Annotated in this window: 18 protein-coding genes and 1 pseudogene; 8 read left to right on the top strand and 11 right to left on the bottom strand. The window is 53.3% G+C overall.

The window, feature by feature from the left end; translation table 11 throughout:
* Window positions 1-58 precede the first annotated feature (58 nt).
* The 3 genes from hpaE to HU748_RS15275 are packed head-to-tail and all read right to left on the bottom strand — an operon-like array spanning window position 59 to window position 2,969.
* Complete coding sequence (hpaE, locus tag HU748_RS15285; RefSeq protein ID WP_186478105.1) at window positions 59-1,519, bottom strand: 5-carboxymethyl-2-hydroxymuconate semialdehyde dehydrogenase; 1,461 nt, start codon at window positions 1,517-1,519, stop codon at window positions 59-61.
* Window positions 1,520-1,524: 5 nt separating this feature from the next.
* Window positions 1,525-2,301 carry a fumarylacetoacetate hydrolase family protein gene (locus HU748_RS15280; protein ID WP_174369499.1) on the bottom strand — a complete coding sequence of 259 codons (777 nt, stop codon included), beginning with the start codon at window positions 2,299-2,301 and terminating at the stop codon, window positions 1,525-1,527.
* Window positions 2,298-2,969, bottom strand: coding sequence for a fumarylacetoacetate hydrolase family protein (locus tag HU748_RS15275; RefSeq protein WP_186720957.1), 672 nt, complete (start codon window positions 2,967-2,969; stop codon window positions 2,298-2,300). The genes HU748_RS15280 and HU748_RS15275 overlap by 4 nt, the downstream gene beginning before the upstream one ends.
* Before the next feature lie 176 nt (window positions 2,970-3,145).
* On the opposite strand from HU748_RS15275, the gene hpaA reads away from it, so the two are divergent.
* From hpaA to HU748_RS15255, 4 genes are all read left to right on the top strand, one after another.
* Complete coding sequence (gene hpaA / locus HU748_RS15270) at window positions 3,146-4,051, top strand: 4-hydroxyphenylacetate catabolism regulatory protein HpaA (RefSeq protein ID WP_186478107.1); 906 nt, start codon at window positions 3,146-3,148, stop codon at window positions 4,049-4,051.
* Between the two features lie 239 nt (window positions 4,052-4,290).
* Window positions 4,291-4,713 carry a homoprotocatechuate degradation operon regulator HpaR gene (gene hpaR, locus HU748_RS15265; RefSeq protein WP_174369502.1) on the top strand — a complete coding sequence of 141 codons (423 nt, stop codon included), beginning with the start codon at window positions 4,291-4,293 and terminating at the stop codon, window positions 4,711-4,713.
* Window positions 4,714-4,801: 88 nt separating this feature from the next.
* Window positions 4,802-5,998: a Bcr/CflA family multidrug efflux MFS transporter gene (locus tag HU748_RS15260; protein ID WP_186720955.1), complete on the top strand. Its 1,197-nt coding sequence runs from the start codon at window positions 4,802-4,804 to the stop codon at window positions 5,996-5,998.
* A 66-nt stretch (window positions 5,999-6,064) separates the two neighbouring features.
* Window positions 6,065-7,015 (top strand): helix-turn-helix domain-containing protein, encoded by a 951-nt coding sequence (locus HU748_RS15255; protein WP_186720954.1) that lies wholly within the window; start codon window positions 6,065-6,067, stop codon window positions 7,013-7,015.
* 21 nt (window positions 7,016-7,036) lie between these two features.
* On the opposite strand, the gene HU748_RS15250 is transcribed toward HU748_RS15255, so the two are convergent.
* The 3 genes from HU748_RS15250 to HU748_RS15240 all read right to left on the bottom strand — a co-directional run bounded on the left by HU748_RS15250 (window position 7,037) and on the right by HU748_RS15240 (window position 10,235).
* Window positions 7,037-8,143: an MFS transporter gene (locus HU748_RS15250; RefSeq protein ID WP_238343369.1), complete on the bottom strand. Its 1,107-nt coding sequence runs from the start codon at window positions 8,141-8,143 to the stop codon at window positions 7,037-7,039.
* A gap of 80 nt (window positions 8,144-8,223) precedes the next feature.
* Window positions 8,224-9,084 carry a transporter gene (locus HU748_RS15245; RefSeq protein WP_186596341.1) on the bottom strand — a complete coding sequence of 287 codons (861 nt, stop codon included), beginning with the start codon at window positions 9,082-9,084 and terminating at the stop codon, window positions 8,224-8,226.
* Between the two features lie 188 nt (window positions 9,085-9,272).
* Window positions 9,273-10,235 (bottom strand): CobW family GTP-binding protein, encoded by a 963-nt coding sequence (locus tag HU748_RS15240; RefSeq protein ID WP_186720950.1) that lies wholly within the window; start codon window positions 10,233-10,235, stop codon window positions 9,273-9,275.
* A gap of 176 nt (window positions 10,236-10,411) precedes the next feature.
* Here HU748_RS15240 and HU748_RS15235 point away from each other — a divergent pair, with 176 nt between their 5' ends.
* The gene (locus tag HU748_RS15235; protein WP_186720949.1) at window positions 10,412-10,630 is read left to right on the top strand and encodes a hypothetical protein; all 219 of its coding nucleotides are present in this window, start codon (window positions 10,412-10,414) and stop codon (window positions 10,628-10,630) included.
* Here the strand turns inward: HU748_RS15235 and HU748_RS15230 are convergent.
* On the bottom strand, window positions 10,624-12,213 hold the full coding sequence (locus HU748_RS15230; RefSeq protein WP_186720948.1) for an amidohydrolase family protein: 1,590 nt from the start codon (window positions 12,211-12,213) through the stop codon (window positions 10,624-10,626). The two genes, HU748_RS15235 and HU748_RS15230, sit on opposite strands and share 7 nt — an antisense overlap.
* A 513-nt stretch (window positions 12,214-12,726) precedes the next feature.
* Between HU748_RS15230 and HU748_RS15225 the strand changes: the two genes are divergently transcribed.
* The 3 genes from HU748_RS15225 to HU748_RS15215 all read left to right on the top strand — a co-directional run bounded on the left by HU748_RS15225 (window position 12,727) and on the right by HU748_RS15215 (window position 16,376).
* Window positions 12,727-13,491 carry an SDR family oxidoreductase gene (locus HU748_RS15225; RefSeq protein ID WP_186720947.1) on the top strand — a complete coding sequence of 255 codons (765 nt, stop codon included), beginning with the start codon at window positions 12,727-12,729 and terminating at the stop codon, window positions 13,489-13,491.
* A gap of 102 nt (window positions 13,492-13,593) precedes the next feature.
* On the top strand, window positions 13,594-15,000 hold the full coding sequence (locus HU748_RS15220) for a cytosine permease (protein ID WP_186720946.1): 1,407 nt from the start codon (window positions 13,594-13,596) through the stop codon (window positions 14,998-15,000).
* A 578-nt stretch (window positions 15,001-15,578) separates the two neighbouring features.
* On the top strand, window positions 15,579-16,376 hold the full coding sequence (locus HU748_RS15215; RefSeq protein ID WP_186720945.1) for a helix-turn-helix transcriptional regulator: 798 nt from the start codon (window positions 15,579-15,581) through the stop codon (window positions 16,374-16,376).
* 304 nt (window positions 16,377-16,680) lie between these two features.
* Here HU748_RS15215 and HU748_RS15210 read toward each other — a convergent pair.
* The 4 genes and pseudogenes from HU748_RS15210 to HU748_RS15195 form a co-directional block, all read right to left on the bottom strand.
* Window positions 16,681-17,247 (bottom strand): annotated as a pseudogene (locus HU748_RS15210) (sarcosine oxidase).
* A 165-nt stretch (window positions 17,248-17,412) separates the two neighbouring features.
* Window positions 17,413-18,900 carry an aldehyde dehydrogenase family protein gene (locus tag HU748_RS15205; RefSeq protein WP_186596333.1) on the bottom strand — a complete coding sequence of 496 codons (1,488 nt, stop codon included), beginning with the start codon at window positions 18,898-18,900 and terminating at the stop codon, window positions 17,413-17,415.
* A 151-nt stretch (window positions 18,901-19,051) separates the two neighbouring features.
* On the bottom strand, window positions 19,052-21,190 hold the full coding sequence (locus HU748_RS15200) for a methyl-accepting chemotaxis protein (protein ID WP_186720944.1): 2,139 nt from the start codon (window positions 21,188-21,190) through the stop codon (window positions 19,052-19,054).
* 105 nt (window positions 21,191-21,295) lie between these two features.
* On the bottom strand, window positions 21,296-22,609 hold the full coding sequence (locus tag HU748_RS15195; RefSeq protein ID WP_186721017.1) for a hypothetical protein: 1,314 nt from the start codon (window positions 22,607-22,609) through the stop codon (window positions 21,296-21,298).
* Between the last annotated feature and the right edge of the window lie 187 nt (window positions 22,610-22,796).

Raw genomic sequence — 22,796 nt, 5'->3', positions numbered from 1 at the left:
ACCGGGTGAGCCTGGCGGTCGTCAGAGCAGCAGGCGACCCGGTGCGTTGGGAAAAAGGTCACACACCCCAGCGAGGAATGTGATGGCTACCCATAGAGATGCAGACGTTCTTGATCTCGGCGAATACTTCAAAGCTGTACTGGCCACCTTCGCGGCCAGTACCTGAGCCTTTGACGCCACCGAACGGTTGGCGCAGATCGCGAACGTTCTGGCTGTTGATGAACACCATGCCTGCCTCGATGCCACGGGCCAGGCGATGAGCCTTACCAATGTCCTGAGTCCAGATGTACGAGGCCAGGCCGTACTCAGTGTCGTTCGCCAGTTGTAGGGCTTCAGCTTCGTCTTTGAACGGGATCAGGCAGACCACTGGGCCGAAGATTTCTTCCTGAGCGATGCGCATCTTGTTGTTCACGTCAGCGAACACAGTCGGCTGGATGAACTGGCCCTTAGAGAGATGAGCCGGCAGGTTGGTCGGACGATCCAGACCACCTGCGAGAAGGGTGGCGCCTTCTTCAATACCGATACGGATATAGCCGGTGACCTTGTCGTAGTGAGCCTGAGTGATCATCGAGCCAACCTGAGTTTTCGGGTCGGTCGGGTCACCGACGATCAGGCGCTTGGCGCGAGCGGCGAATTCGGCAACAAACTGCGGGTACACGCTCTCTTGGATGAAGATCCGGCTGCCAGCAGTGCAACGCTCACCGTTCAGCGAGAAGATGGTGAACAGCGCGGCGTCCAGGGCGCGTTCCAGGTCTGCGTCTTCGAAAATCAGTACTGGCGACTTGCCGCCCAACTCCATGGAGTACTTTTTAAGGCCGGCGGTTTGCATGATCTTCTTGCCGGTGGCAGTGCCGCCGGTGAAGGAGATAGCGCGTACGTCCGGATGACGTACCAGGGCGTCGCCAGCGGTGGCACCGTAACCCTGGATGACGTTCAACACGCCATTGGGGATGCCTGCCTCTACGGCCAGACGACCCAGCTCATTAGCGGTCAGCGGCGACAGCTCGCTCATCTTCAGTACCGCAGTGTTGCCCAAGGCCAGGCATGGCGCGGTCTTCCAGGTGGCGGTCATGAACGGCACGTTCCATGGGCTCACCAGACCACACACACCGACCGGCTGGTACAGGGTGTAGTTGAGCATTTGGTCGTCGACCGGGTAGGTGTGGCCGTCCATGCGCGTGCAGACTTCGGCGAAGAAGTCGAAGTTGTGCGAGGCGCGCGGGATCAGCACGTTCTTGGTCTGGTGAATCGGCAGGCCAGTGTCGAGGGTCTCCAGCTCGGCAAGCTTCGGCACGTTCTGGTCGATCAGTTCACCCAGCTTGCGCATCAGGCGGGCGCGTTCCTTGGCAGGGGTGTTGGCCCATTTCGGGAAGGCTTCCTTGGCTGCGGCCACGGCCTGGGCGACTTCCTCAGCTCCACCACTGGCAACTTCGCCGATGGCTTCGCCGGTGGCTGGGTTGTAGTTGACGAAGGTGTCTTTGCTCTCGACCTCACGGCCGTTAATCCAATGCTTGATCATGCGAGTTAAGCCTCAGCGAGTTTTTTGTTTTTGAAGAAGTCAGCTTCGCTGACGATTCGATTGACCAGGCGACCGACGCCTTCTACTTCCACCACCACTTCATCGCCCGGCACCACGTCAGCCAGGCCTTCTGGCGTACCGGTGGCGATCATGTCGCCCGGTTGCAGGGTCATAAAGCTGGAGAAGTATTCGATCAGGTGTGGGATGTCGAAAATCATGTCCGCGGTGGTGCCTTCTTGCTTCAGCTCACCGTTGATCCAGGTGCGAAGCTTCAGGTTGCTCACGTCCGGCACATCAGCGGCATCGACGATCCACGGGCCGACCGGAGTGGTGGCGTCGCGGTTCTTCACCCGCAGGTTGGGGCGGTAGTAGTTCTCAAGAAAGTCACGGATGGCATAGTCGTTACACACTGTGTAGCCGGCGACATATTCCAGAGCGTTCTCACGCTTGACGTTCTTTGCAGGCTTGCCGATAACCGCGACCAGTTCGCACTCGTAGTGCATGTACTCGACGTTGTCCGGGCGCCATGTGATCTGATCGTGGCCGGTGTAGGTGCCTGGCGACTTGATGAACGCCAGCGGCTCGGTAGGCGGGGCGAAGGCCAGTTCGCGGGCGTGGTCGGCGTAGTTCAGACCCAGGGCGAACATACTGCCGTTGGCTGGCGGAAGCCACTCAACGTTTTCTTCAGCAACTAGACGGCCATCGCTAAGGCGAACCGCATTGTTGGCCTCAACGGTGACAGCATGAACGCTGCCCTCATAACGGATGCGAGCGTGTTTCATGCTTGGTCCTCTGATTCAGCCACGATGTTGTTAGCCAGACGGCCGAGGCCGTTTATTTCGACTTCGACAAAGTCTCCAGGCTGAACGTCGACGCGCCCTTCAGGCGTACCGGTGATCAGCACGTCGCCTTCGTGCAAGGTCATAAACTCGCTCAGTTCAGCGATCAGTTGTGGGACGCCCCGTACCAGATTGGCAGTGGTGTTCTCTTGCACAACCTTGCCGTTCACAGAGAGCTTGATTGTCAGTTGGTGTGGGTCTGCAATGGCCGCAACTGGTACCAGCTCTGGGCCAATGGCACAGAAACCATCGCGGCACTTGGCCTTCACAGCCGGGCGGTAGTAGCTGTCTTCAGGCAGACTGAACTCGTTGACGATGGTGTAACCGGCCACATAGTTCAGCGCCTCAGCGGCGCTCACTCGGCTGGCGTCCTTGCCAATAACCACACCCAGCGCTGGGCCTGGTTGCAAGCGCTCGCCAGCGGGCTGAACCACTTCGGCGCCATGAGCGTTACGAGTGTTGGGGGTTTTGATGAACAGCACCGGCTTGACCGGGGCTTGTTTGTAGGGCGGTTGCTCAAACTCGGCGAGACGTTTTTTCAGCAGACCGGTGTAGTTCAGCGCAACGCCAAACAAGGTGCCGGTTGCAGCGTCATGCAGGGCAAGGCTCATGCTTTTCTCCTGGCAGGGGTAGGGCAGCGAGAGCCCTACAAAACTCGTTAATGTGTTAACGTTATATTTAAGATGTTAACGACCGTCAAGCATTCATGCCATAGCGCTTCCTCTGACACAGGTGCACCATGGGCGTAGCGGCCAATTGCAACGACAAGAAAAACGAGTAGAAATCGATGACTGATCGCCAGCCAATACCGAATATCAACATCGGCCAGGTGTACGACCAACGCTACAGCGATAGCGAGGTTCACTACGACCGACTGGGCAATCTCGCCGGATTTTTTGGCAGGAACATGCCTGTCCATCGGCATGATCGGTTCTTCCAGGTTCACTACGTGAAAACGGGTACCGTCCGTGTGTATCTCGATGATCAGCAGTACATCGAGTCCGGCCCGATGTTCTTCCTTACGCCCCCGACGGTCGCGCATTCCTTCGTCACTGAGCAGGACAGCGACGGGCACGTGTTGACGGTTCGCCAGCAACTGGTATGGCAGCTGATTGAGGCAGATGGCAGCCTCGTGTCTTCTGGTCTCCAGGTGGCGCCGGCATGTGTTGCCCTGACCGGCCTTTCGTCGGCTTATGCGGCTGAAGCGAGGCGTGTTGAGCTGATGTTTGAAGAGCTGAGTAATGAAATCGCTGATCAACGACCAGGCCGCGGTGCGGCTTTGGAAAATCTGACGAGATTGATCATGATCAGCCTGCTTAGGCTGTGCTCCAACTCTGTGAAGGCGACGCCGGCACGACGTGAGGATCTCAAGATTTTTCACCGATTCAATGAGCTGATTGAAGCTCATTACCGTGAGCATTGGCCGCTTTCTAGGTATGCAGCTGGTATTGGAGTCACAGAGCCAAGGCTGAACGATGTATGTCGTCGAATCGCAGACCTTCCATCGAAGCGACTCATCCAGGAGCGGCTCATGCAGGAAGCCAAAAGGCTGCTGCTTTTCAGTGGCAGCTCCGCGAATGAGGTCTGTTACCAGCTGGGTTTCAAAGATCCGGCCTACTTCAGCCGGTTTTTCCAACGGTACGCTAACCTCACGCCGGGAGATTACCGGCAACGACATTCTGGACTGAGCTGATCTGGACACGGCTCAAGCGCTCCGGTCATCTTGATTGTTGTACCCAGATGGTCGCAGCTAACCCCTCCCTGGAGAATGAGGTTTTCGTGGGAGAAATTGTACTTTTCATAGGATTGGCTCAAGCAACCTCTGCGATGCATCCCAAGGCTTTAATGGTGATGCGACAGAGCTTGGCCTTTCTTGCACCTATACAGGCATACTAATAAGCTGCCGTTTCGCTCATTTGACGTGGTTTGATCATGGCTAAACCTAGACCTTCTCTCACTCTGACTCTCCTGCAAGCAAGAGAGGCCGCAATGGCATTTTTCAGGCCGTCACTGAATGAGCATGACCTCACTGAACAGCAATGGCGGGTCATTCGTATTCTTAGCCAGCAGGGTGAACTTGAAAGCCATCAGTTGGCACACCAAGCGTGCATTCTGAAACCCAGCATGACCGGTGTGCTCAGCCGACTGGAGCGTGATGGTGTCGTTCTGCGTCAAAAATCACAGCAGGATCAGCGGAGGGTTTTCGTCAGTCTCACTGAGCGGGGGCAGGCTCTTTTTGCTGCCATGAGTGGAGACATGGAGAGAAACTACCAGAAGATCCATGCCCAATTTGGCCAAGAAAAAATGGACCAGCTCATTGCCTTGTTGAACGACTTGAAGAAGATAGAGCCCTAGGAACAACGTGCTCGCAGAGAGAAGGTGCGCGACATAACGTTAAGATGTTATCGTTTTTCTCGCCCTTTGAAATCGCTGTGGAGCACATATGCTGGACAACCCGCGACGCCTGATCATTTTGCTGGCTGCCCTAGTGGCGTTTGCACCGCTATCTATTGACACGTACCTGCCTAGCTTGCCCTCCATAGCAGACGATTTGAACGCTAGCGCTGCGAGTGTGCAGATGACCATCGGTGTCTTCTTGGCAGGGCTTTGCATTGGCATGCTCTTCTACGGCCCGCTTTCGGATCGTTACGGGCGAAAGCCATTGCTGCTTGGAGGGATGGCTCTGTATCTGGTTGCTTCGGTAGGCTGCATGCTGGCGAGTTCCGTAGAGCAACTTATCGTCTGGCGCTTCTTTCAGGCGCTCGGCGGGGCCGTAGCGTCCGTGCTGGCACGTGCTATCGTCAGAGACCTGTTCTCCCTCGGCGACGCCGCCAAAACCCTATCCCTCATGCATCTGGTCACCATGCTAGCGACGCTCGTGGCTCCACTTGCAGGCAGTTTTCTGATGCTCATTGATGGATGGCGTGTAATTTTTGTGGGGCTGTTTGTATTTGCAGCCGTTTGTCTGCTCGCCTGTATTTTCAGCATTTCCGAGACGCATCATCCCGATAAACGGAGCCAGTCTGTCGCAGCAGCGTTACTGGGTTACTGGCGCATCGCTACCGACCCGACTGCGATCTCTTACATTTTGTGCATGGGTCTTTCATTTGGTGGGATGTTTGCCTTCATTACTGCGTCGCCTTACGTTTATATCGGATATTTTGGCGTCTCACCCCATGGCTACGGTTGGTTGTTCGCTTTGAATATTGGTGGCGTCATTATCATGACCGTGGCCAATGCCCGCCTGGTCAGTCGACTCGGCGCTATACGTATGCTGGGCGTCGGGGCGACGTTTGCAGGAGTCTCCGCGGTGGGCCTGATCGTGTTAAGCAGCAGCGAATCGATGAGTCTCTGGAGTATTGTTGGCTTTGTAATTCTGTATGTCAGTGTCACAGGGCTGTTGGGGGCGAATTGTGTTGCCAGTTTGCTTAAACGCTTTCCTGAAAACGCGGGAGCCGCGGCAGGGCTGGCGGTCGCGACCCAATTCGCACTGGGTGCCGCATTCAGTGCCTGGGTTGGAGGCCTGGCTCATGACTCACCACGACCGATGTGCATGGTTATCGCTGCTGCGGGTATAGGGTCTGCGTTGAGCTATCTGGGGATTAAGTTTCGGTCTACACGTTCATTGGCACAAGCTTGATGAGTCAGCTTCGTAGATGAGCATCGCCAGGCGGTGCCGAATTGCCGCCTGGCTCAGGAGGGGAGTATGGAAAGGCTGACGTTGGAATCCTGTTTTGCCGAGAAAGAACTGCCCGCAATCCACTCCACGATGCAAGGTTTGCTTTGGAAAGTAGAGCTACATACGCTCGATGATAATCGACGCTTTAAGGGGCAGTTCAGTACTCAATCCATAGGTGCCTTGAAGCTGACTCGGTCTGAAGTCTCGCCTCATTTGATCCGGCATCAGGCTGACCATACCGGTTCAGCACCCTATGCGGTGACGGTCAAGACCTCAGGCAAGGCAAGTCTTAATGTCAATAGCCGAGCGATCGACCTGAAAGATGGTGAAATTTTTTTCCTCGATACTGCATTCGAATATGACTTTTTCTGCCAGAAGTCAGCAACCTTTACCTCGCTGATAATTCCCAGATCAAAATTTGATCGGCGCTTCCCCTGTGCGAAAATGATGTCTGGTAGGGCGCTACCAGACTCTGGGAGCAGTCAAATCATTCATGAGTTGATGGAATCGATTTTTACTAACGGAGCATCTTCTCAAGAGCTGGATAGCGATTTCCTTGCAGAAATGCTGTTGGCGACTTGCCAGACAGCTTTTACGTCATATCTGTCAACTGGAAATAAACAGGCTTCGGCCTCTAACTCTATGCTTCTGGCCTCAGCGGTCCGAGAAATCGACAGCCGGCTGCGAGATCCTGAGCTGACACCTGAGCTAATCGCCTTGGTGTTAGGTGTGAGCTGTCGACATTTGTATACCGTCATGAAGCAAATCGACAGCTCCCCTGCGAAGTACATCAGGGAGCGGCGTTTGGATCTAAGCAGGAAAATGTTGCGGGAGCCAGCATTCAGGCATTTCACGATTAGTGAAGTGGCGTATCACTGTGGTTTCAATAGCAATACGCACTTCTCCAGAGAGTTCCGCAAGCGATTTGGCATGCCTGCCAAGGAGTGGCGCCAAGGTGGAGCCTTGGCGCCTTACTGAGGTGGCTTTCGCTTCAGGTTGTCACGTTGAGACTGATCGCGACGCTCGGCTCAAAAGCACCAGCGCCAACGAGACTGAGCACAGAGCAGCTGAGCCAAGGAGGGTGAGTGTGTAGGCGCCCTGTGACTGGATCAGTTGGCCGGCTAAAGCAGGGCCCAGTGCCAAACCGCCGCCTACGACCAGATTGGTGATATTCATCAAGCGGCCGGAGGGGTCGAGGTCCGCAATGCAAGCCATCACCAGAGGAAGAACGAAGGTCCAGGTGAACTTGAATGCCAAGGCCGCAAAGGCGAAGCGCAACAGGTCAGGCTTATCGAGCAGTAGCAGCACAGAGGTGACAAGGGCAACATAGCCCGCTACCGTCATAGGCATCCTTGAAGGGCGGCTGCCTGTCAGCGAAGCAACTCCGGCACCTGCAACCCCCATAAGCGTAGCTACCGCGAGGATGGAGCTGCTGCTTTGGATGGAGATATCGCTGGCGGCGGCGATGCTTCCAATGAATGTCCAGACGCCGCTTATGCTCAAGTCAAACACGAAAACTGCAAGCAGTCCTAGGATGACACTCCCTTTGTGGGCTAGGGATTGGGTCGTTGTATGGACCGGAGATAACGCTCTTGGGAATGCTTTGGTCAGCTTCAACGTAGCTACCATCAGGGATGCCATCAGAAGGTATCCAACAGCCAACCCAAATCGATCGAATAAACCTGGCAATACCTGGATGCCTATCGCGCCCACGAGCAGTTGCCCGAGAACCCAGAGCCCATAAGCCTTAGCGGGGTTGGGGAGCGTTGCGGCGGTACTCATGCAAATGATCATGAGTGAACCGCCTCCGAGCGCCGTAAAGAAGCGCAGAGGCAGCAGGTAGCTGTAGCCAGGCTCAGTGGCAGATAACAGGTTTCCAGTCAAAAATATCAAGCTTGAAACAACCGCCGCAGTACGAAGGTTTACGCGCTTGATCCAGAAAAGTGCCGGTAGGGTGGCAAGACTCATCGCACCCAGTTCCGCCATGAACAAGCTGCCGATCTGCGCAGGATTTAATTCGAGTTGTCTGGAAAACTGAGCAGTGAAGGCCGGCGCTGTCATCATGACAAGGGGAAGAAAAGAAGCCAGTACGATAATTGCAGTCAAGCGAAGATTTACTGAAGAAATCTCAGAGTCTGCATGCTGCCTGGTTGTGCTGTTTATAGTCATTATGATATTCGCTCAGCTCAGTATACATGGACGAAACGAAGCAGTGCTTGGGCGCCCTGGAATGTGTTGCTTGAGTCCAAGTCTTTGGTTAACGCGAGCATGAACTGGTTTTTTTGATCGAGCTTGTGTCCAATCTCTACGCCCAGTTGGGTGTACTTCTGCTCAGTATCGGAAAGGGTTGCACCATCGAACCGAGCCTCTCCGCCTTGCCCCTGTATAAACCGAAGTGCGCCATAGGTGTTGTCGGTAAATGCATACGACAGAAAGGTCTGGAGTCGGAACACTGGTTTTTGCTCTAGTGATTCGCCGTAGTAATCGTTGTTTTTTCCAAATAGCAAAGCCTCTAAGTCGGCTTCTACGACCCAGCGCTCGCCCAGGCCCTGTGTGAAGTTATATAGAAGATCAAGCACCCATCTGTTTCCTCCGGGGGAGACATCTGGACTTTGTGAGTGGTACTCGCCAACAGGTACCGTCAGCAGCGTCATGAAGCCGCTGTAGGTCTGGGTGTTTGGGTTATTGATCAAAAATAGTGTGCCGCCAATTTGAGGGTCGCCCACCCCACTTCCAGACCCGCTTCCCATTTGACCTGGCGATCGGCTGTCAATGTCGACGTAAGGAATGACAAACTGTGGAGTGCAGATGACACCGCATAGGTCTGTATACAGAACCTGTCGGAAAGCGAAGGCCGTGACTGTGGCCTTGGCATTTTTATATGTGTCGCCATCGCCTCGAAAATTTGTCGAGTGCGAGTAGGATAGATAGTAGGCGCTTAACACGGTTCCGTCAGGCGCCGCTATGAAATCTCTGGCATTCATGTCGGCTGCAAACGTGTTGAAAGATGCAATTATTGCAATAAAACAGGTGATGAGGTTGCGCATTGTCTTAGCCTTTGTTTGTAATTGATTTAGGCATGCACGCAAGTCTGCGTGATAAGTTGGGGTGGCGCTAAAGCTGACAGGACTGTGCGATTAAAAAAGATCTATCGCAGGCGGAGTCATATCAGTATTCTTTTTATAAGTTAAAGTTTGCTTTTAAAGCGGCGTGCACCCGCCGAGGGTGTTAGAGCTTAAGCGAGCAATTGTCGGCTTAGGTGTTCAGCTATGAAGTTTGCATGGGTTCCAGCGCTGATCAAGGTCAGACTCGCATGAGTATGATCTTTCATCGCAAGTACCTCCGGCTGCATAAATGTACCGCGCACACCATGTATAACAATCGGGGTGATCAGCTCCTTGATGTAAACCACACCTTTCACACGCAGTAGATCATTTTGGTAAGTATGGCTCAACTCATCCAATGCGCTGGCGAGAGACTTCCAGGGGATGGCGTCTGGCATTGAAATATTGGTAGTGCTATATTCCAGAAGATGATCGACTGACGGATTGCTGACTTGCCGCATGGTGTCAGTCCTAGCGGGTGACATAAAGTAGTAATCTGCTGATTTGATATCCTTGCCATTAACTCCTTTGATCTTGATGCGTGGGTTTATTCTTAGAATGCACTCGGTAAGATGCGCGGATTGTTCAGCGTTGACTTTGTCTTGTTTGCTCAGAAATACAGTGTCGGAATAGATGACCTGATCTACGGCAAGCTCATTGGTTTTCAGTGTCTCTAGGCCAAATTCGCTGTCAATTACTCCTATAATTTGTGACAGTCGGAAGCGATCCCTTAACCAGTGGTCTTGAGCCAGTTGGAGGATGGCGGAAGCAGGGCTTGCAAGGCCGGATGTTTCAATCACTATCTTGTCAATGGGTGGATTGGCTTTGTCAGGCCATTTTAGGTACAAATCTCTCAGTGTGTAGCCGAGGTCATTTTTCATTTCGCAGCACAAGCAACCACCTGATAATAGTATGGGGTCTTTAGCCCCAGATGCTTGAAGTAGCTGCTGATCGAGACCTACTTCGCCTATTTCATTGACGATGAACAAAGTTTTACTCAGTTCACCAGCTTCGATTAAGGAGCGTAGAAAAGTAGTTTTTCCGGCGCCCAGAAAACCGGTGACGATGACAATCGGGATGGATGAATTGATCATTGTAAACCTCATGCCTCCAAGGGGTAGCACATGACGGCTTCGCACAGCCACTGTTCACCTATACACGTCCAGTAAAACAGGGCCCTAAATGTCCAAGGTTGAGCCATGCTGTCCATGGGGGTGACATGCCAGTTTCGGCAGTCCCATCCTGTGGTCTCGCTGAAGGCACTTTCGCCATGACTATGAGCGACCGTCTGTGCGCTGATAACTTCAATGAACATCTCCCGGAGTTGTTCGTGACCGCGCCGTTCCGGAAGTCCGGCGCCGCTCCAGAAGGCATCGGTCGTAAAAAAGTCCGCAAGAAGCTCATCGACCTTGCCGGAATTAAAGTGCGTGCAATGCCGGTTGTATTTTTCAATGACTCCCAGAGGGACCGAATTTTTAATTTTCATTGAAAGCCTGCATCTGCCGAATAAACGGCTTTACCTTTGAAAACGGTGAGCAGGACCTGAGTGTCGCCAACTTCATTTTTTTCGATTTCGAAGAGATTGCGATCTAGCACAATAAAGTCAGCAGATTTTCCTACTTCCAGGGAGCCAAATTGATCTTGTTTACCAACAGCTTTCGCACCTGCTAGTGTCATCATGAATAGCGCAGTCTCCAAATCCACACTTTCTTCGCCACGCAGCAACATTCCTTGGAGGGCAGGGAATAGATTAGGGTTTTCAGTAATTATCCAATCCGACCCTACCGTTACTTGAGTTCCGAGTCGGTGCATCGTGTTAAATTTGAAGCCGGTGCTGAGGGATTTGAATTCCGGGGAGGTGTTGTGCCACAGCGCTGGCGACATCTCAGCAACAACCCGCAACGCAGCCAGTCGACCTCTGTCGTCCACATGAATGAAGCCTGCATGCGCAATTTCGTGGAACGGGCCCTGATTTCCGTTTTGTTCACGCATGCGTTCTACGGCATTGAGCGCGACGCGCGCAGCACCCTCTCCAGCGCAATGCATCTTCATCGTCAGACCATCCCGGTCAAGTCTGATCAGAGCGGCAGTCAGATCATCTTCGCTGATGACGATTTTGGAGAGATCGACTTTATTTTCGTTGTCTATTCGAGATTCAGTGAAATGAGGGGGAAGCGGCGCTCCATCCAGCCAGCACTTCACAAAGCGAGTGTCGACATGCTGCGTCAGATGCTCCCTGTGCCTAGATATGAGGTCGTCCTGTTGCTCAAGCGAGGCACCACCCGAGAAGGTGACTTCTTGCCACACCAGGTGTGCAGCAACGTGCAGGTTGAGTTCATCCACTGAGTCTAGGGCCCTCAGTGCCTTTAGCTCAGGCAGTGACGCAGACGCTTCCTGAACGGAAGTGATGCCGTATCGATGGGCCATGCTAACCGACCAGCGAAGTGCATCCTCGTAGATATCCGATGAGTACTCGGGAATAGCGGCGCTTACGGCCCATCGCGCTCGCTCGACCAGTTCTCCAGTGAGTTCACTGCTTCCTTCGCGTCTGACGAAGTGGCCCCCATTAGGGTCCGTTACATCGCTGTTCAAGCCCGCGATCTCCAGCGCTTTGGAGTTCACCAGTGCATTGTGGATGGTGTAATCGGATATGAAAACCGGTCGGTCGGGGAAGTGCTCATCCAACAGCTTCCTGTCAAGGTGGCCTTTTTCTATTGCGAACGGATTGTATTCGCCAGCAATGACCCAGCTGCTAAGCGTACCGCTTTTGCATTTTCGGCAATTGCAGATGTCTTCGATAAGTTGCTTGCTATTCGCGTTTGGTCGGATGCGGCACTCAAATCCAAACTTCAGCCCGCTAAGCAGTAAATGGATATGAGCATCGTGAATTCCAGGCATTACCATTTTTTGTTTGAGGTTAATTGCCGCATATCCTTGGGTTACTCGTTGCAGATCTGACGCAAAACCGACGGCTAAAAGTCGCCCGTTTTGGATGACGAGGGTGTCTGCCCATGGTTGAGCAGGATTGCCAGTATAGATTCTACCATTTGTATATATTGTTCTTTTATCCATCGGATTCACCTTAGCGGCGCCATCTTTGCATAAGGCGCCAGAACAGGAAGCCACATCTCAATCAGGATGGAGCTACGAGATTAGGCGCCAATCGACATGGAAATGTCTTGTCTATGCTCGCTCGAATCATTATCTAGCAGCGCCAAACGCATGGTTTGACTCCTGATCAGCCATGATCCTAAAGGTGCAGCAGCGGTGTCCTGGTCGCTGGTTCAGATCACAATTGCCGCTACCCCTTTGTCGGACAAGTCTTGCCGAAAGTCCCAATTGCCCTAGGGGCACGTAGGAGGGGGTATATACGGCAATCGAGACGAAAATTCTGGGGTGCTTTTTTCGACAACCTGGATAGTTGTGGCTGTGTGCGAGAGGATGTTTCTCATACCAGGATGTGAAAAAACACTTAAAAAACAATCACATGGATCTCGTATACCGTTTGGCATATGGACGTCCTCACCACCCATCCCTACCTTTCCTTCTATCGATTCGATGATTGATAAATCTGGAGGAAGCGTAATGGGACGTCTGGCAGGAAAAGTCGCTCTGATCACGGGCGGTGCAGGAGGCTGTGGTCTCGCCGCATCCGAGCTGTTTGCTCGTGAAGGAGCTAAGGTAGCTATCCTCGACCTACCGAGCAGTGATGGGGCGTACGTGGCCGATCGCATCAATGCTGAGGGTGGGAGCGCCTATTTCGTAGCCACGGACGTATCAAATGGCGAGCAAGTACAGACCGCAGTAGCGAACGTCGAGCGGCACTTTGGAGCAATCACCGTACTGATGAATCATGCGGGTACCATTCATGTCGGGCCGTTTCTAGAAACCCGCGAACATGACTGGGATCGACTGATGGCAATCAACGTTAAGAGCATGTTTCTCGTAACTCGTGCGGTTCTGCCGGGCATGATCGCCGCGGGGGGCGGCAGCGTAATTTGCACCTCTTCTATCTCTGGGGTGGTGGGTACTCCTATGGAAGTCTTGTACTGCACCTCAAAGGGTGCTTGCCACATGTTCGCGCGTGCCATTTCAGTTGAATTTAGAGAGCGCAATATCCGCAGTAATGCTATCTGTCCAGGTTTCATCGGTACGGCGCATGGGCGGCGTGAACTGGACTTGCTACGTGAGCATGGTACCGTTATTTCCGACGCCGTTCTTAAGGATATGCAGGGACGTATGTGCGATCCTACAGAAGTTGCTAACGCTGCATTATTCCTCGCCAGTGATGGCTCCAGTTTTGTGAATGGCACGCATTTATTCGTCGATAACGGTTACACCGCGGCTTAAATGCTCGGAGCCCGGGCACAAGTTTAATCATAACAAAGCGCGGCTCTTAAAAACCTGTACTGCCAAAAAAAATTTACAATACCCGGCAAGAAGGAACAAATAATGGAGATCGAAAGTAGAAGTGTAGAATTCATTCCTGAGAATGAACGTTATGGATCGCCAAAGCGACTCTTTACTATCTGGTGCAGCGCTAACATGCAGGTCACCACAATGGTAATCGGAGCACTCGGTGTGGTGGCTGGGCTTAATCTCGGCTGGACAGTGGTAGGTCTAATCTTGGGAAACCTGATTGGCTCGATCTTCATGGCGGCACACTCCGCGCAAGGCCCGCACCTGGGAATCCCGCAAATGATTCAGAGTCGAGCGCAATTCGGCGTGGTTGGCGCTGGCTTGCCCCTTGCTATTGTAGTGCTCGCTTATATTCTGTTCACGGCGGCGAACGGAGTAGTCATGCGGGATTCAATCAAGGCAGTTGTGCCGGTCTCTGACAATAATGCAATCATCCTGTTCGGTGCACTCACCCTAATCGTAGGGTATGTGGGATATGAACTGATTCACCGTATTGGTGTTTGGATGAGCGCGATTTCGAGCATCATTTTCGCGCTAGCGGCCTATACCGTGCTTCAACACGGCTTGCCAAGCGGCGCGTGGCAGTTGACAGGTGGTGCTTTCAAGTTTGCCATCTTTTGCCTAGTAGTCACCCAAGCCGCTTCTTGGACTCTCGGCGCGGGGCCGTACGTAGCTGATTATTCGCGCTATCTCCCAACCAGCACTGCTACGCGTTCGACCTTTTGGTACAGCTATTTGGGCATTGTAGTGGGGTCCTCAGTTGTAATGCTGCTGGGCGCGATCATGGCTACAGCAGCCTTAGATGTTATCTCTGACCCAGGTAGCGCCATTGCAAAGCTGTTTCCCGGCTACGAGCAGATCGCTTATTTAGTGATTATTATCGGAGTGCTTGAGTGGAATGTGATGAATTTGTACAGTTCGTACATGTCCACTACAACCATTTTTACCGGCTTCAAAGGTACTGCTCGAATCGGGAAGTTGACCAAGTTTCTCATAATGGCTATCGTGGCCGTTATTGTGACTTGGATCGCCATAGCCGCTCAATATAATTTCAGTGCGTACTTTAGTGATATTCTTATCGGTCAGGTTTATGTGCTGGTGCCATGGAGTGCAATTAATCTCGCGGATTACTACTGGATTCGCAAGGGCCGTTATAGCGTTCTCGCGATGTATGATGTCAATGGAATCTACGGCAAAGTCAACTGGAGTACGCTGTGCATTTACGCTCTTGCCGTAATTGTACAGATACCTTTCATGGAGCTTTCCTTCTATAAAGGCCCTATCGCAAATCTCGTTGGTACTGATATCTCGTGGCTACCTGCTCTTGTCGTTCCGGGTGTGTTGTACTATCTCGTCAATCGTAACAAACAGCTGCATTTGACGCCGTTCGAAAACAAACCATCGATCGTCGCCTCCGTCAGGCCATTCAAGAATGCATGATCAGACGGCTCAGATGGTACCTAAGATGGCCTTTGTTTCTCGGAAATGCTGTTGTGCTCTAGGGTGGTAGCATAGTGTCCATAAAGACCTGGCGTTTCGGATGAGCTTCGCCAGGCCGTTAATATTCGTGGTCACGCAATATGTTTCCAATCAGCATGCGGCAAGGATGCCGATCTCCTAGGTCGTTGCGAACTCTCGGCATAACTCAGTCTTGGTAACTCTAGAATGGCTGTTCGTCGAGAATCATGCCACTCGACTACCAGTCACAAACACGGTTACTGCCTATGAAATGCGTAATTTTCCCCTTCGTAGCCCAGATTTTGTCATTCGCGGCTCCCCAGAATCGACGAAAGCGGATGCAGGAACTCATGGTCGCATACTGTCCGTCACATGGAGAAGAAGCCCCGGATTTCGCTCGAGTTAGGCTTTTTTGATCGTGGATTCTCTACGTTTGACTGCGATAGTATAGGAGGGTCGGCTCTTCAGAATTTGGAGAGTCTCGCCGAGACGGATTGGCCGCTTTCGCCAAGTGGTGCGAGAGCAATACCCTCAAGGCGCCGTCGAATAGGAGAATTGTGATGGACGCCCAAGATGCTAACGTTGTGGCGAAGTTGATCGCAGCCATCGGCGGCGGCAATCTTGGACAGTGTGTCTGTACGCTACTGGATGGCATGGTCAGTTTCGATATGAGCTGCCTCTACCTATTTCGCTTCGACCAACCAGCGGTACTGCTTTATAACGGCTATAACGGACAAATTTCCTCACGCACGCTTGATGCTTATAGCCGAGGTGGTTACCTGCTCGATCCCTTCTACGTTGCTAGTATGAACCGCCATCCTGGTGGGCTATGGAGAATGGCTGAGCTTGCTCCGGATAGTTTTTTTTCTTCCGGCTTCGCCATCTCGCCTGACATCCATCCCTGTGTGTCATCCACTCACGGCACAAAGATAGACGAGATAAGTTATATCGTTCATTTGCAGGCACGCGCCGCGCTCGTATTCAGCTTTATGAAAGCTCAAGAGCATGGCTCCTTCAGTGACAACGAAGTCGTTTATTTGCAACAACTCACGCCGCTGATCCGTGCCGCGCTGGAGCAACATGGTCGCCAATTGCCCTACGCTGTAGAAGCCACTGATGTGGACAGCAAGCTGGAGAGTGCGTTCGTCGGTGCACTCGGCCAACTGACCGAGGCCCAGCGATACATAGCCAAGCTACTGCTTCAAGGCCATAGCAGCACCTCCATCGCCCGTCAGCTCGGCCTTTCTGAGGGAACGGTAAAAGTCCACAAGCACAACCTCTATCAACGGCTGGAGATTTCCAGCCACTCTGAGCTGTTCCGCCTCTTTATCAGCTATATCTCACAGACGACGCGATAAGAACCGCATCACGCCTTTGCCTCAATTGCTGGGCACTGTGGCAGAGGGGATTGCGGACCGCTAATGGGGGTACGGCTTAGGCTACGTTTTCACTCTTATGGACGAGCCAGACTAGAGAGAGGGGATGACTACATCTGGAAGCAGGGGCCGCGTCAGGCGTGACAACCTATACGATTGTGATGAGCCCTGACTGGCCACAAATATCTAGCGAACTTCGGTTGTCGCAGCGAGCGCGCTCAAGAGGAAGTGGCGTACGTTCCAACGGTACGCCACAGAGGCGGAGCAATAATGTACTTGTACTTTGCTAGCCGGGTCGGAACTCCTGCATAGCATCCAAAATTGCGCCGTGGAAGTAGTCGCGCGAAGCTCGGTCGAACAGCAAGTGATAACACGACATGTCATCCCGCTTCGATCGAATCACAATCACATTGATGCGAGCTGCTGAAGTCTGAGCCACCTGACCTTCGCTGAAGGACGTTGATCGAAGATCGACGCCGCAAACCTTGGCCATCACTTGCTCGATTGCCGGGCCGCTCAATTCGAACCAGGCGTGGCTATCCTCCCGTGGTAAGAGGTAGTTTGCACGGTGGTCGAGTTCCTAGGTTGCTTCCTCATCCGCAACGCGTTGACCCACATCGCTGCCACATCCAAGAATGAAATTCTCCGTTTGCGATAAGCGCGCCACGACTGTCCCATCCTGCTGAGCCAGCGCTCGGTTGGGGATTTCTGGCAAATCGAAGCCGCGGCCTCTCAGGTACTCAGCCGCATCCGCACCGCGAAATCCAACTCGCGGAAATTCCGTGAGGTCCTGCAAGGCGACGGGGGGGACTGCCGTGCTGCTCGCACTCCGTACTAGCTGGAGATTGCTCATCATTAAAGCTCCTGTCGCTTGTTGTCAGGATCGAAGAAGGGGAGCGCTTCAACCGTTGCGTTTACCATCACGCCACCTTCGACCCGGATCGGGATTTGTTGGCCGACGGTGCTTTGATCGAAGCCTGCATACGCCAAGCCGGGGTCTGGTGTCACATACTGAGTATCAGTAGCGAATCATCACGGACTTCAGCTCGGTGTAGTCATCAATGAACGCAGCACCAAACTCACGGCCGATGCCCGAAGCCTTGACTCCGCCAAACGGCACTGCCGGATCCAGCATGGTATGCATATTTACCCAAACTGTTCCCGCCTCGATCTCTGGCACCAAGCGCAACGCCTTGGAGAGATCATTGGTCCAAATGCTCGCGCTCAAACCGTACGGAGTGTCGTTCATCAGGTGAAGCAGTTCCTCCTCGGTGTCGTAAGGAAGGAACGTAGCGATGGGGCCGAAGGTTTCTTCATTCAGCAAGGTGTCTTTGGCCGAGTTCGCAAGGATGATGGTCGGTTCTACATAGCAACCTGGGCCGTCAATAGCGTTGCCACCGAACACGATGGTGTTGCTTTCGTTCCGGGCGGTTTTGAAGAACGCCTCAAGCTTTTGCTGATGCTGCTTGTTGGTAACGGGGCCGAATTGGGTCGACTCATCCAGGGGGGAACCAATCTTTAGGGTCGCCAGACGTTGTGCCAGTTTTTCCATAAGTGGTTCGATCTGAGAGCGATGCGCGAAGAAGCGTTCAGCCGCAGCGCAAATCTGGCCGGAGTGCAGGAAGCCAGCCTCGATAATGCCATCTGCGGCCTTGTCGAGTTCCACATCACGCAGGAACCCGACGGAGTTCTTGCCGCCCAACTCTAAGGTGGCGCGTGTCAGCTTGGCTTCCATTGCGCTCTTGCCTACCGCAATACCCGTTGGGACCGAGCCAGTGAACGACACCTTGTTTGTGCCGTGGTGGTCAATGAGAGCCTTCCCGGACAGGCCGCTGCCTGTTACTACGTTGAGGGCACCAGCTGGCAGACCGGCCTGTGTTGCCAGCTCAGCGATGCGCAGGATTGTGAGAGGAGTGAATTCACTAGGCTTGATGATGATGCTGCAACCTGTGGTTAGAGCGGATGCAAGCTTCCATATAGCGATCATGGTGGAGAAGTTCCACGGCACAATCCCAACGACAACGCCCACAGGTTCACGCAAAGTGAAGGCGGTGTAACGCTCGCCGGCAAAGGAGGGCAGGGAAGGCGTGATGGTTTCACCGTTGATCTTAGTCGCCCATCCTGCGTAGTAACGAAGGAAATGAGCTGCTTGGTCGACCTCGAATGCCCGCGAAATCTGGATGATCTTGCCAGATTGTACTGTCTCAAGCTGAGCCAACTCTTCTCTGTTTTGCTCTAAAAGATCTGCAAGCTTGAACAGTACAGCTGCCCTCGCTGCTGGACTGGTTTTCGACCAGATCTTGAAACCTGCTTGAGCACTCAAAACCGCCTGGTCGACATCAGCCTGACTACCTTCGCTTACTTGTGCAATAGCTTCGCTGTTAGCAGGGTTGATGACCTTTATTTTTGCGGACGTGGAGCTGGGGGAGTAACCGCCATTGATGTAGTGACCATGGTCACGTGCAAGGAAACTGTTAACGCTAGGCAGAAGGGTGACATCGCTCATTCGGGCAGGCTCCATCAATGAGGCAGAACGGCAGTAGCCGTAAAGCTGGCGGAATAATCCTTGACGGTACTCTGGGCAGCCTCATCTATCTTGACTGAGGCTGTCAGGAGCATGACTTACGGTGCCAATGTTAGCTTTGACACCTGCTGAATCAGACCTTGAATTGGTCCATGAGCTGCTTTTGATGACTCGCGAGCGAGTTGAGCTGACTGCTAATGTGAGCCGACTCATTAGCTTGTTCGGTCAGCGTTTCAGTCACGGTACGTATCGCAGACACATTGCGATTCACCTCTTCCGCTACCGCGCTCTGTTCCTCGGCGGCGCTTGCGATTTGAAGATTCATGTCGCCGATAAGCGTGATGGCCTCACCTATCTTCGCCAGCGCTTGGGCTGCCTGTTGGATTTGCGAGGCATTCGTCTGTGCCTGGACTTGACTGGAGTGCATGGATGCAACAACGCCACGCGTGGCGCCCTGTATACGCTCAATTACGCCGCGGATTTCCTCGACAGAGTCTTGAGTTCGCCGTGCCAAGCTACGGACCTCGTCCGCGACCACCGCGAAACCTCTTCCGCTTTCACCTGCGCGTGCTGCCTCGATTGCAGCGTTCAACGCTAGAAGGTTTGTCTGCTCAGCAATACTGCGGATCACCTCCAGCACAGAACCGATCTCATTGCTGCTCAATGCCAAGGCCTCGACCTCGACTACGGCCTTACTCACTTCGGCCGCTAATGCACTGATATCTCGGGTGCTGCGATCGATGATGGTGATTCCGTCTTTAGCGGCCGTATCAGCAGCGATCGCTGCTTGTGCTGCGTTAGATGCGCTATTCGCAACATCATGAGCTGTGGCGCTCATCTCGTTGGCTGCGGTGGCAACCTGATCCACCTCGCGGAACTGGACCTGCATGCCTGAACTGGTTTGACGAGCGATTTCGGCGGACTGGTCGGCAGTGCCACGAGCATCAGTGATGCTCTGCTTGATGTTGGCAATAGTGGGCTGAAGTTTTTCAAGAAAGCGGTTGAACCATCCAACCAGGTTGCCCAGTTCGTCTTTCTTGCTATAGGCCAGTCGCCGGGTCAGGTCACCGTCGCCACTGGCAATATCTTTGAGCATGGCTGCCACGTTGTTAATCGGCCGCGTGAGGCCAGTAGCGGTAAGCCAGATCAGAAGTAGGCCGAGAGCCGCAGTGATTAATGCAACCAGTACCGTTTTAGACACGCCTTCGATTTGGACCTGATCTAGCAATTCTTGAAGCCTGTCGGAATCGGCAAGCAGCACCTGCTGGGGTAGTTCGATAGTGACCCCCCAATTCTTGCCTCCTGGGAAGGGCTGTACCGGATGAATCGCGCGGATTGTGCCGTGCTCAGAGGTTATCTGTGTGTCCTGCTGCGCCAAACCCTCCAGCACAGTACGGCTGTCTGTGCCCAATACCTCGTTTATAGGCTCGCCTACCTTGCTCTGGTCTGAGCTGAATCCAGCAATTACACCGCTCGTGGAGGTGACAACTATGCGGCCGGCCCCAGCAAAAATTTCGCTTTGTGCCTTGTTGATAGTCGCTTGGATTGTGTCAAGAGCAATGTCTACACCGATTACACCCAGAACCTTGCCTTGAAAGATCACTGGCATTGAAAGGGTTGTCATGAGCAAACGCTTACCGGCAACCGTATCGGAGTATGGATCCATTAGGCACGCGGCTTGGGAGTCCCGGGGGCACGTATACCAGCTATTGTACGGGGCGCCGCTGAGGCTTAGGTCAGTCTTGCTGAGGTCGCTCTCTGTGAAAATCAATTTCACTGACTGACCATTGCCGCGGTTGAAAACCCTACCGAATCGACCTGACTCGTTGGAGGCGCGCTCCGCGTCACCAATGAAGTCGCGGTCTTTGCCATCGAGAGCATTGGGTTCGTAAGCGAGCCATATGCCGACTACGTCTGGGTTGTGATCGAAGGCCGTTCTAAGCTGCCGATCCAGCTCTTCGCGGAGAACACTGGCGCTCAATCCACGGCTTTCAGCCATTGATCGTAGGTCATTAGCCTGATCCACCAGGGACTGCATCAGTTGCAAGCTTGAGTGAAAGGTTCTCTGCAACTCAAGTGCTTGCTCAGCAGCTTGAGCCTGTAGCTGAGCCTCTGCGCTCTTGGTGAGCATCTTCCGACTCTCAATACTGATCAGACGATTGCTACTGCTGTTCTGGTAGATGTTCATGCCCGCTGTGAGGCTCATCATGACCAGAAGACAGAGGCCTGATAGGAGCACAATTTTCAGGCGAATGGACATCGAGCTAAGCATAAGGGGGCTATCTCACGATGGGCAGCCCCGCTGATGGTGACCTTTGATCGTCGAAATGCGGGGCTGCTAGAGGAAAGCGCGCCTTGCCTCGGCGCGCTTCTAGGATCAGAAATTGGTAACGAACAGTAGTTGGGCGTAGACGTTGGTTCGATCGCTACCGAGCTGGCTTCCACCATTTTCGGCACTGTTATCCGGCTTGTAGAAGCCAACAAGCGGCAATACGAGCAGGTGTTCGTTAACAGTCCATTCGCCATAGATGTCCAGCTCTTTACCAGAGAGGTCCAAGACATCTTTGTTGAGGGTATCGAACTTGTAGAGAAGGGCGCCTGCGTTGAAGGTTGGGGTCAGCGCAAGCTTCAACCCGACCTGCTGGATCGTCGAGTTGGAGTTGAACGGGCCGGCGTAGTTGCCTGCAACTTCGCCTTGGAACCAGGTGCCCAGCTCTCGGCCGTTACCATAGAACAGCGGGTCGTAGGCTTCAGAGAAGCGGCTGTAGCGGTAGTTGACCTTGGGAGTGAATTGTACGTCGTTGAAGGTCCAGCCTGCTTCAAGATACCAGGCGTTCTCATCCGTCGTGGTTTTATGCTCCTTTGCATACTCACCGGCCAAGAACAGCCCTGGAACACCCGCATCCCCTTTAGCGCGCACGCTGTAAATCTTCATATCCTTGCGTTCGGGATAGAGGATATCGGCGAACTCCTTATCGGTGTCCACTACCTTCAGCGCGGTCAAGCCAACGGTGCCTTTCTCTGTTACGTTTTCGAGGGTGGCAACGACAGTCTCTGGTGAAGCTTGCGCCCTGTTATCTGATTTGAGCCACATCAGATCCCCGCGCAGGCCCTGTGAGCCGCCTAGGCGTAGTACTGCCGTTTCGTCGAAATTTTTGCGCCCGGTCAGGTAGTAGGCTCCCCCGCGATTCAGGCGACCGTCCAATAAGCCTTTACCGAAATCGAGAGCATCACCCGAGACAATGAAGCCATCACCAACCACGATATTCTGCCGCCCAAAGGATACCTCAATGCCATCCTCGCCCAGCATAGGGGCTAGATTCCCCGACTTCCATCCTGCGTAGGCGTCTTCAATTTTGGTAGTCCGCTCATCTCCGACAGACCAACCAGCTGCGTCACCATCTCCAAATGTGGCGCTAGAAACCCAGTTCAACGCTGCGTACGTGCTACCAAGATTTTCGGTTTTGTGTTTGATATCGAGGCCATATTGGAAAACAGCTTCTTGCCAAGAGACAGACCCCTTTGTTTGTTCGGGGTTTTGCGCATAACTTTCCCGGCTAGTGAATATACCAAACGATGCAGCGAGCTTTGCGTCGATCGTTGTCGCGTCGTCGCTATACAGCGGTAGGCTTTGCGCTGTTGATGAGATTATTGACAGGGCGGGTGCTGCACACGCTAATGCAATACGCAACGACAATTTACTGCGGTGTACAAGTTTCATCAACGCTACCTCTGCTGCATTTATTAGAGTTCTTCGAGAGCGAGACACAACTCCTCGTGTGTTGACCGAAGGCTATCTCTGAAAATACGCGTCCATCTTGACCGTAGGAGTCAAGCACTAGCCTCACAGTGCCAAAATTTCACTTGCTTGATGGTTA

This window comes from Pseudomonas sp. RW3S2, from assembly GCF_014268955.1.
Lineage (GTDB): Bacteria > Pseudomonadota > Gammaproteobacteria > Pseudomonadales > Pseudomonadaceae > Aquipseudomonas > Aquipseudomonas wayambapalatensis.
This window is presented reverse-complemented; position numbering and strand designations above follow the sequence as displayed.

Bases quoted from the DNA above. Each gene is read 5' to 3' on its own strand.
- hpaR (WP_174369502.1), top strand. From the start codon at position 4,291: ATGGCTAAACCTAGACCTTCTCTCACTCTGACTCTCCTGCAAGCAAGA.
- HU748_RS15235 (WP_186720949.1), top strand. From the start codon at position 10,412: ATGACTATGAGCGACCGTCTGTGCGCTGATAACTTCAATGAACATCTC.
- HU748_RS15215 (WP_186720945.1), top strand. From the start codon at position 15,579: ATGGACGCCCAAGATGCTAACGTTGTGGCGAAGTTGATCGCAGCCATC.
- HU748_RS15275 (WP_186720957.1), bottom strand. From the start codon at position 2,969: ATGAGCCTTGCCCTGCATGACGCTGCAACCGGCACCTTGTTTGGCGTT.
- HU748_RS15240 (WP_186720950.1), bottom strand. From the start codon at position 10,235: ATGATCAATTCATCCATCCCGATTGTCATCGTCACCGGTTTTCTGGGC.
- HU748_RS15225 (WP_186720947.1), top strand. From the start codon at position 12,727: ATGGGACGTCTGGCAGGAAAAGTCGCTCTGATCACGGGCGGTGCAGGA.
- HU748_RS15245 (WP_186596341.1), bottom strand. From the start codon at position 9,084: ATGCGCAACCTCATCACCTGTTTTATTGCAATAATTGCATCTTTCAAC.
- HU748_RS15260 (WP_186720955.1), top strand. From the start codon at position 4,802: ATGCTGGACAACCCGCGACGCCTGATCATTTTGCTGGCTGCCCTAGTG.
- hpaA (WP_186478107.1), top strand. From the start codon at position 3,146: ATGACTGATCGCCAGCCAATACCGAATATCAACATCGGCCAGGTGTAC.
- HU748_RS15200 (WP_186720944.1), bottom strand. From the start codon at position 21,190: ATGCTTAGCTCGATGTCCATTCGCCTGAAAATTGTGCTCCTATCAGGC.
- HU748_RS15280 (WP_174369499.1), bottom strand. From the start codon at position 2,301: ATGAAACACGCTCGCATCCGTTATGAGGGCAGCGTTCATGCTGTCACC.
- hpaE (WP_186478105.1), bottom strand. From the start codon at position 1,519: ATGATCAAGCATTGGATTAACGGCCGTGAGGTCGAGAGCAAAGACACC.
- HU748_RS15205 (WP_186596333.1), bottom strand. From the start codon at position 18,900: ATGAGCGATGTCACCCTTCTGCCTAGCGTTAACAGTTTCCTTGCACGT.
- HU748_RS15255 (WP_186720954.1), top strand. From the start codon at position 6,065: ATGGAAAGGCTGACGTTGGAATCCTGTTTTGCCGAGAAAGAACTGCCC.
- HU748_RS15220 (WP_186720946.1), top strand. From the start codon at position 13,594: ATGGAGATCGAAAGTAGAAGTGTAGAATTCATTCCTGAGAATGAACGT.
- HU748_RS15230 (WP_186720948.1), bottom strand. From the start codon at position 12,213: ATGGATAAAAGAACAATATATACAAATGGTAGAATCTATACTGGCAAT.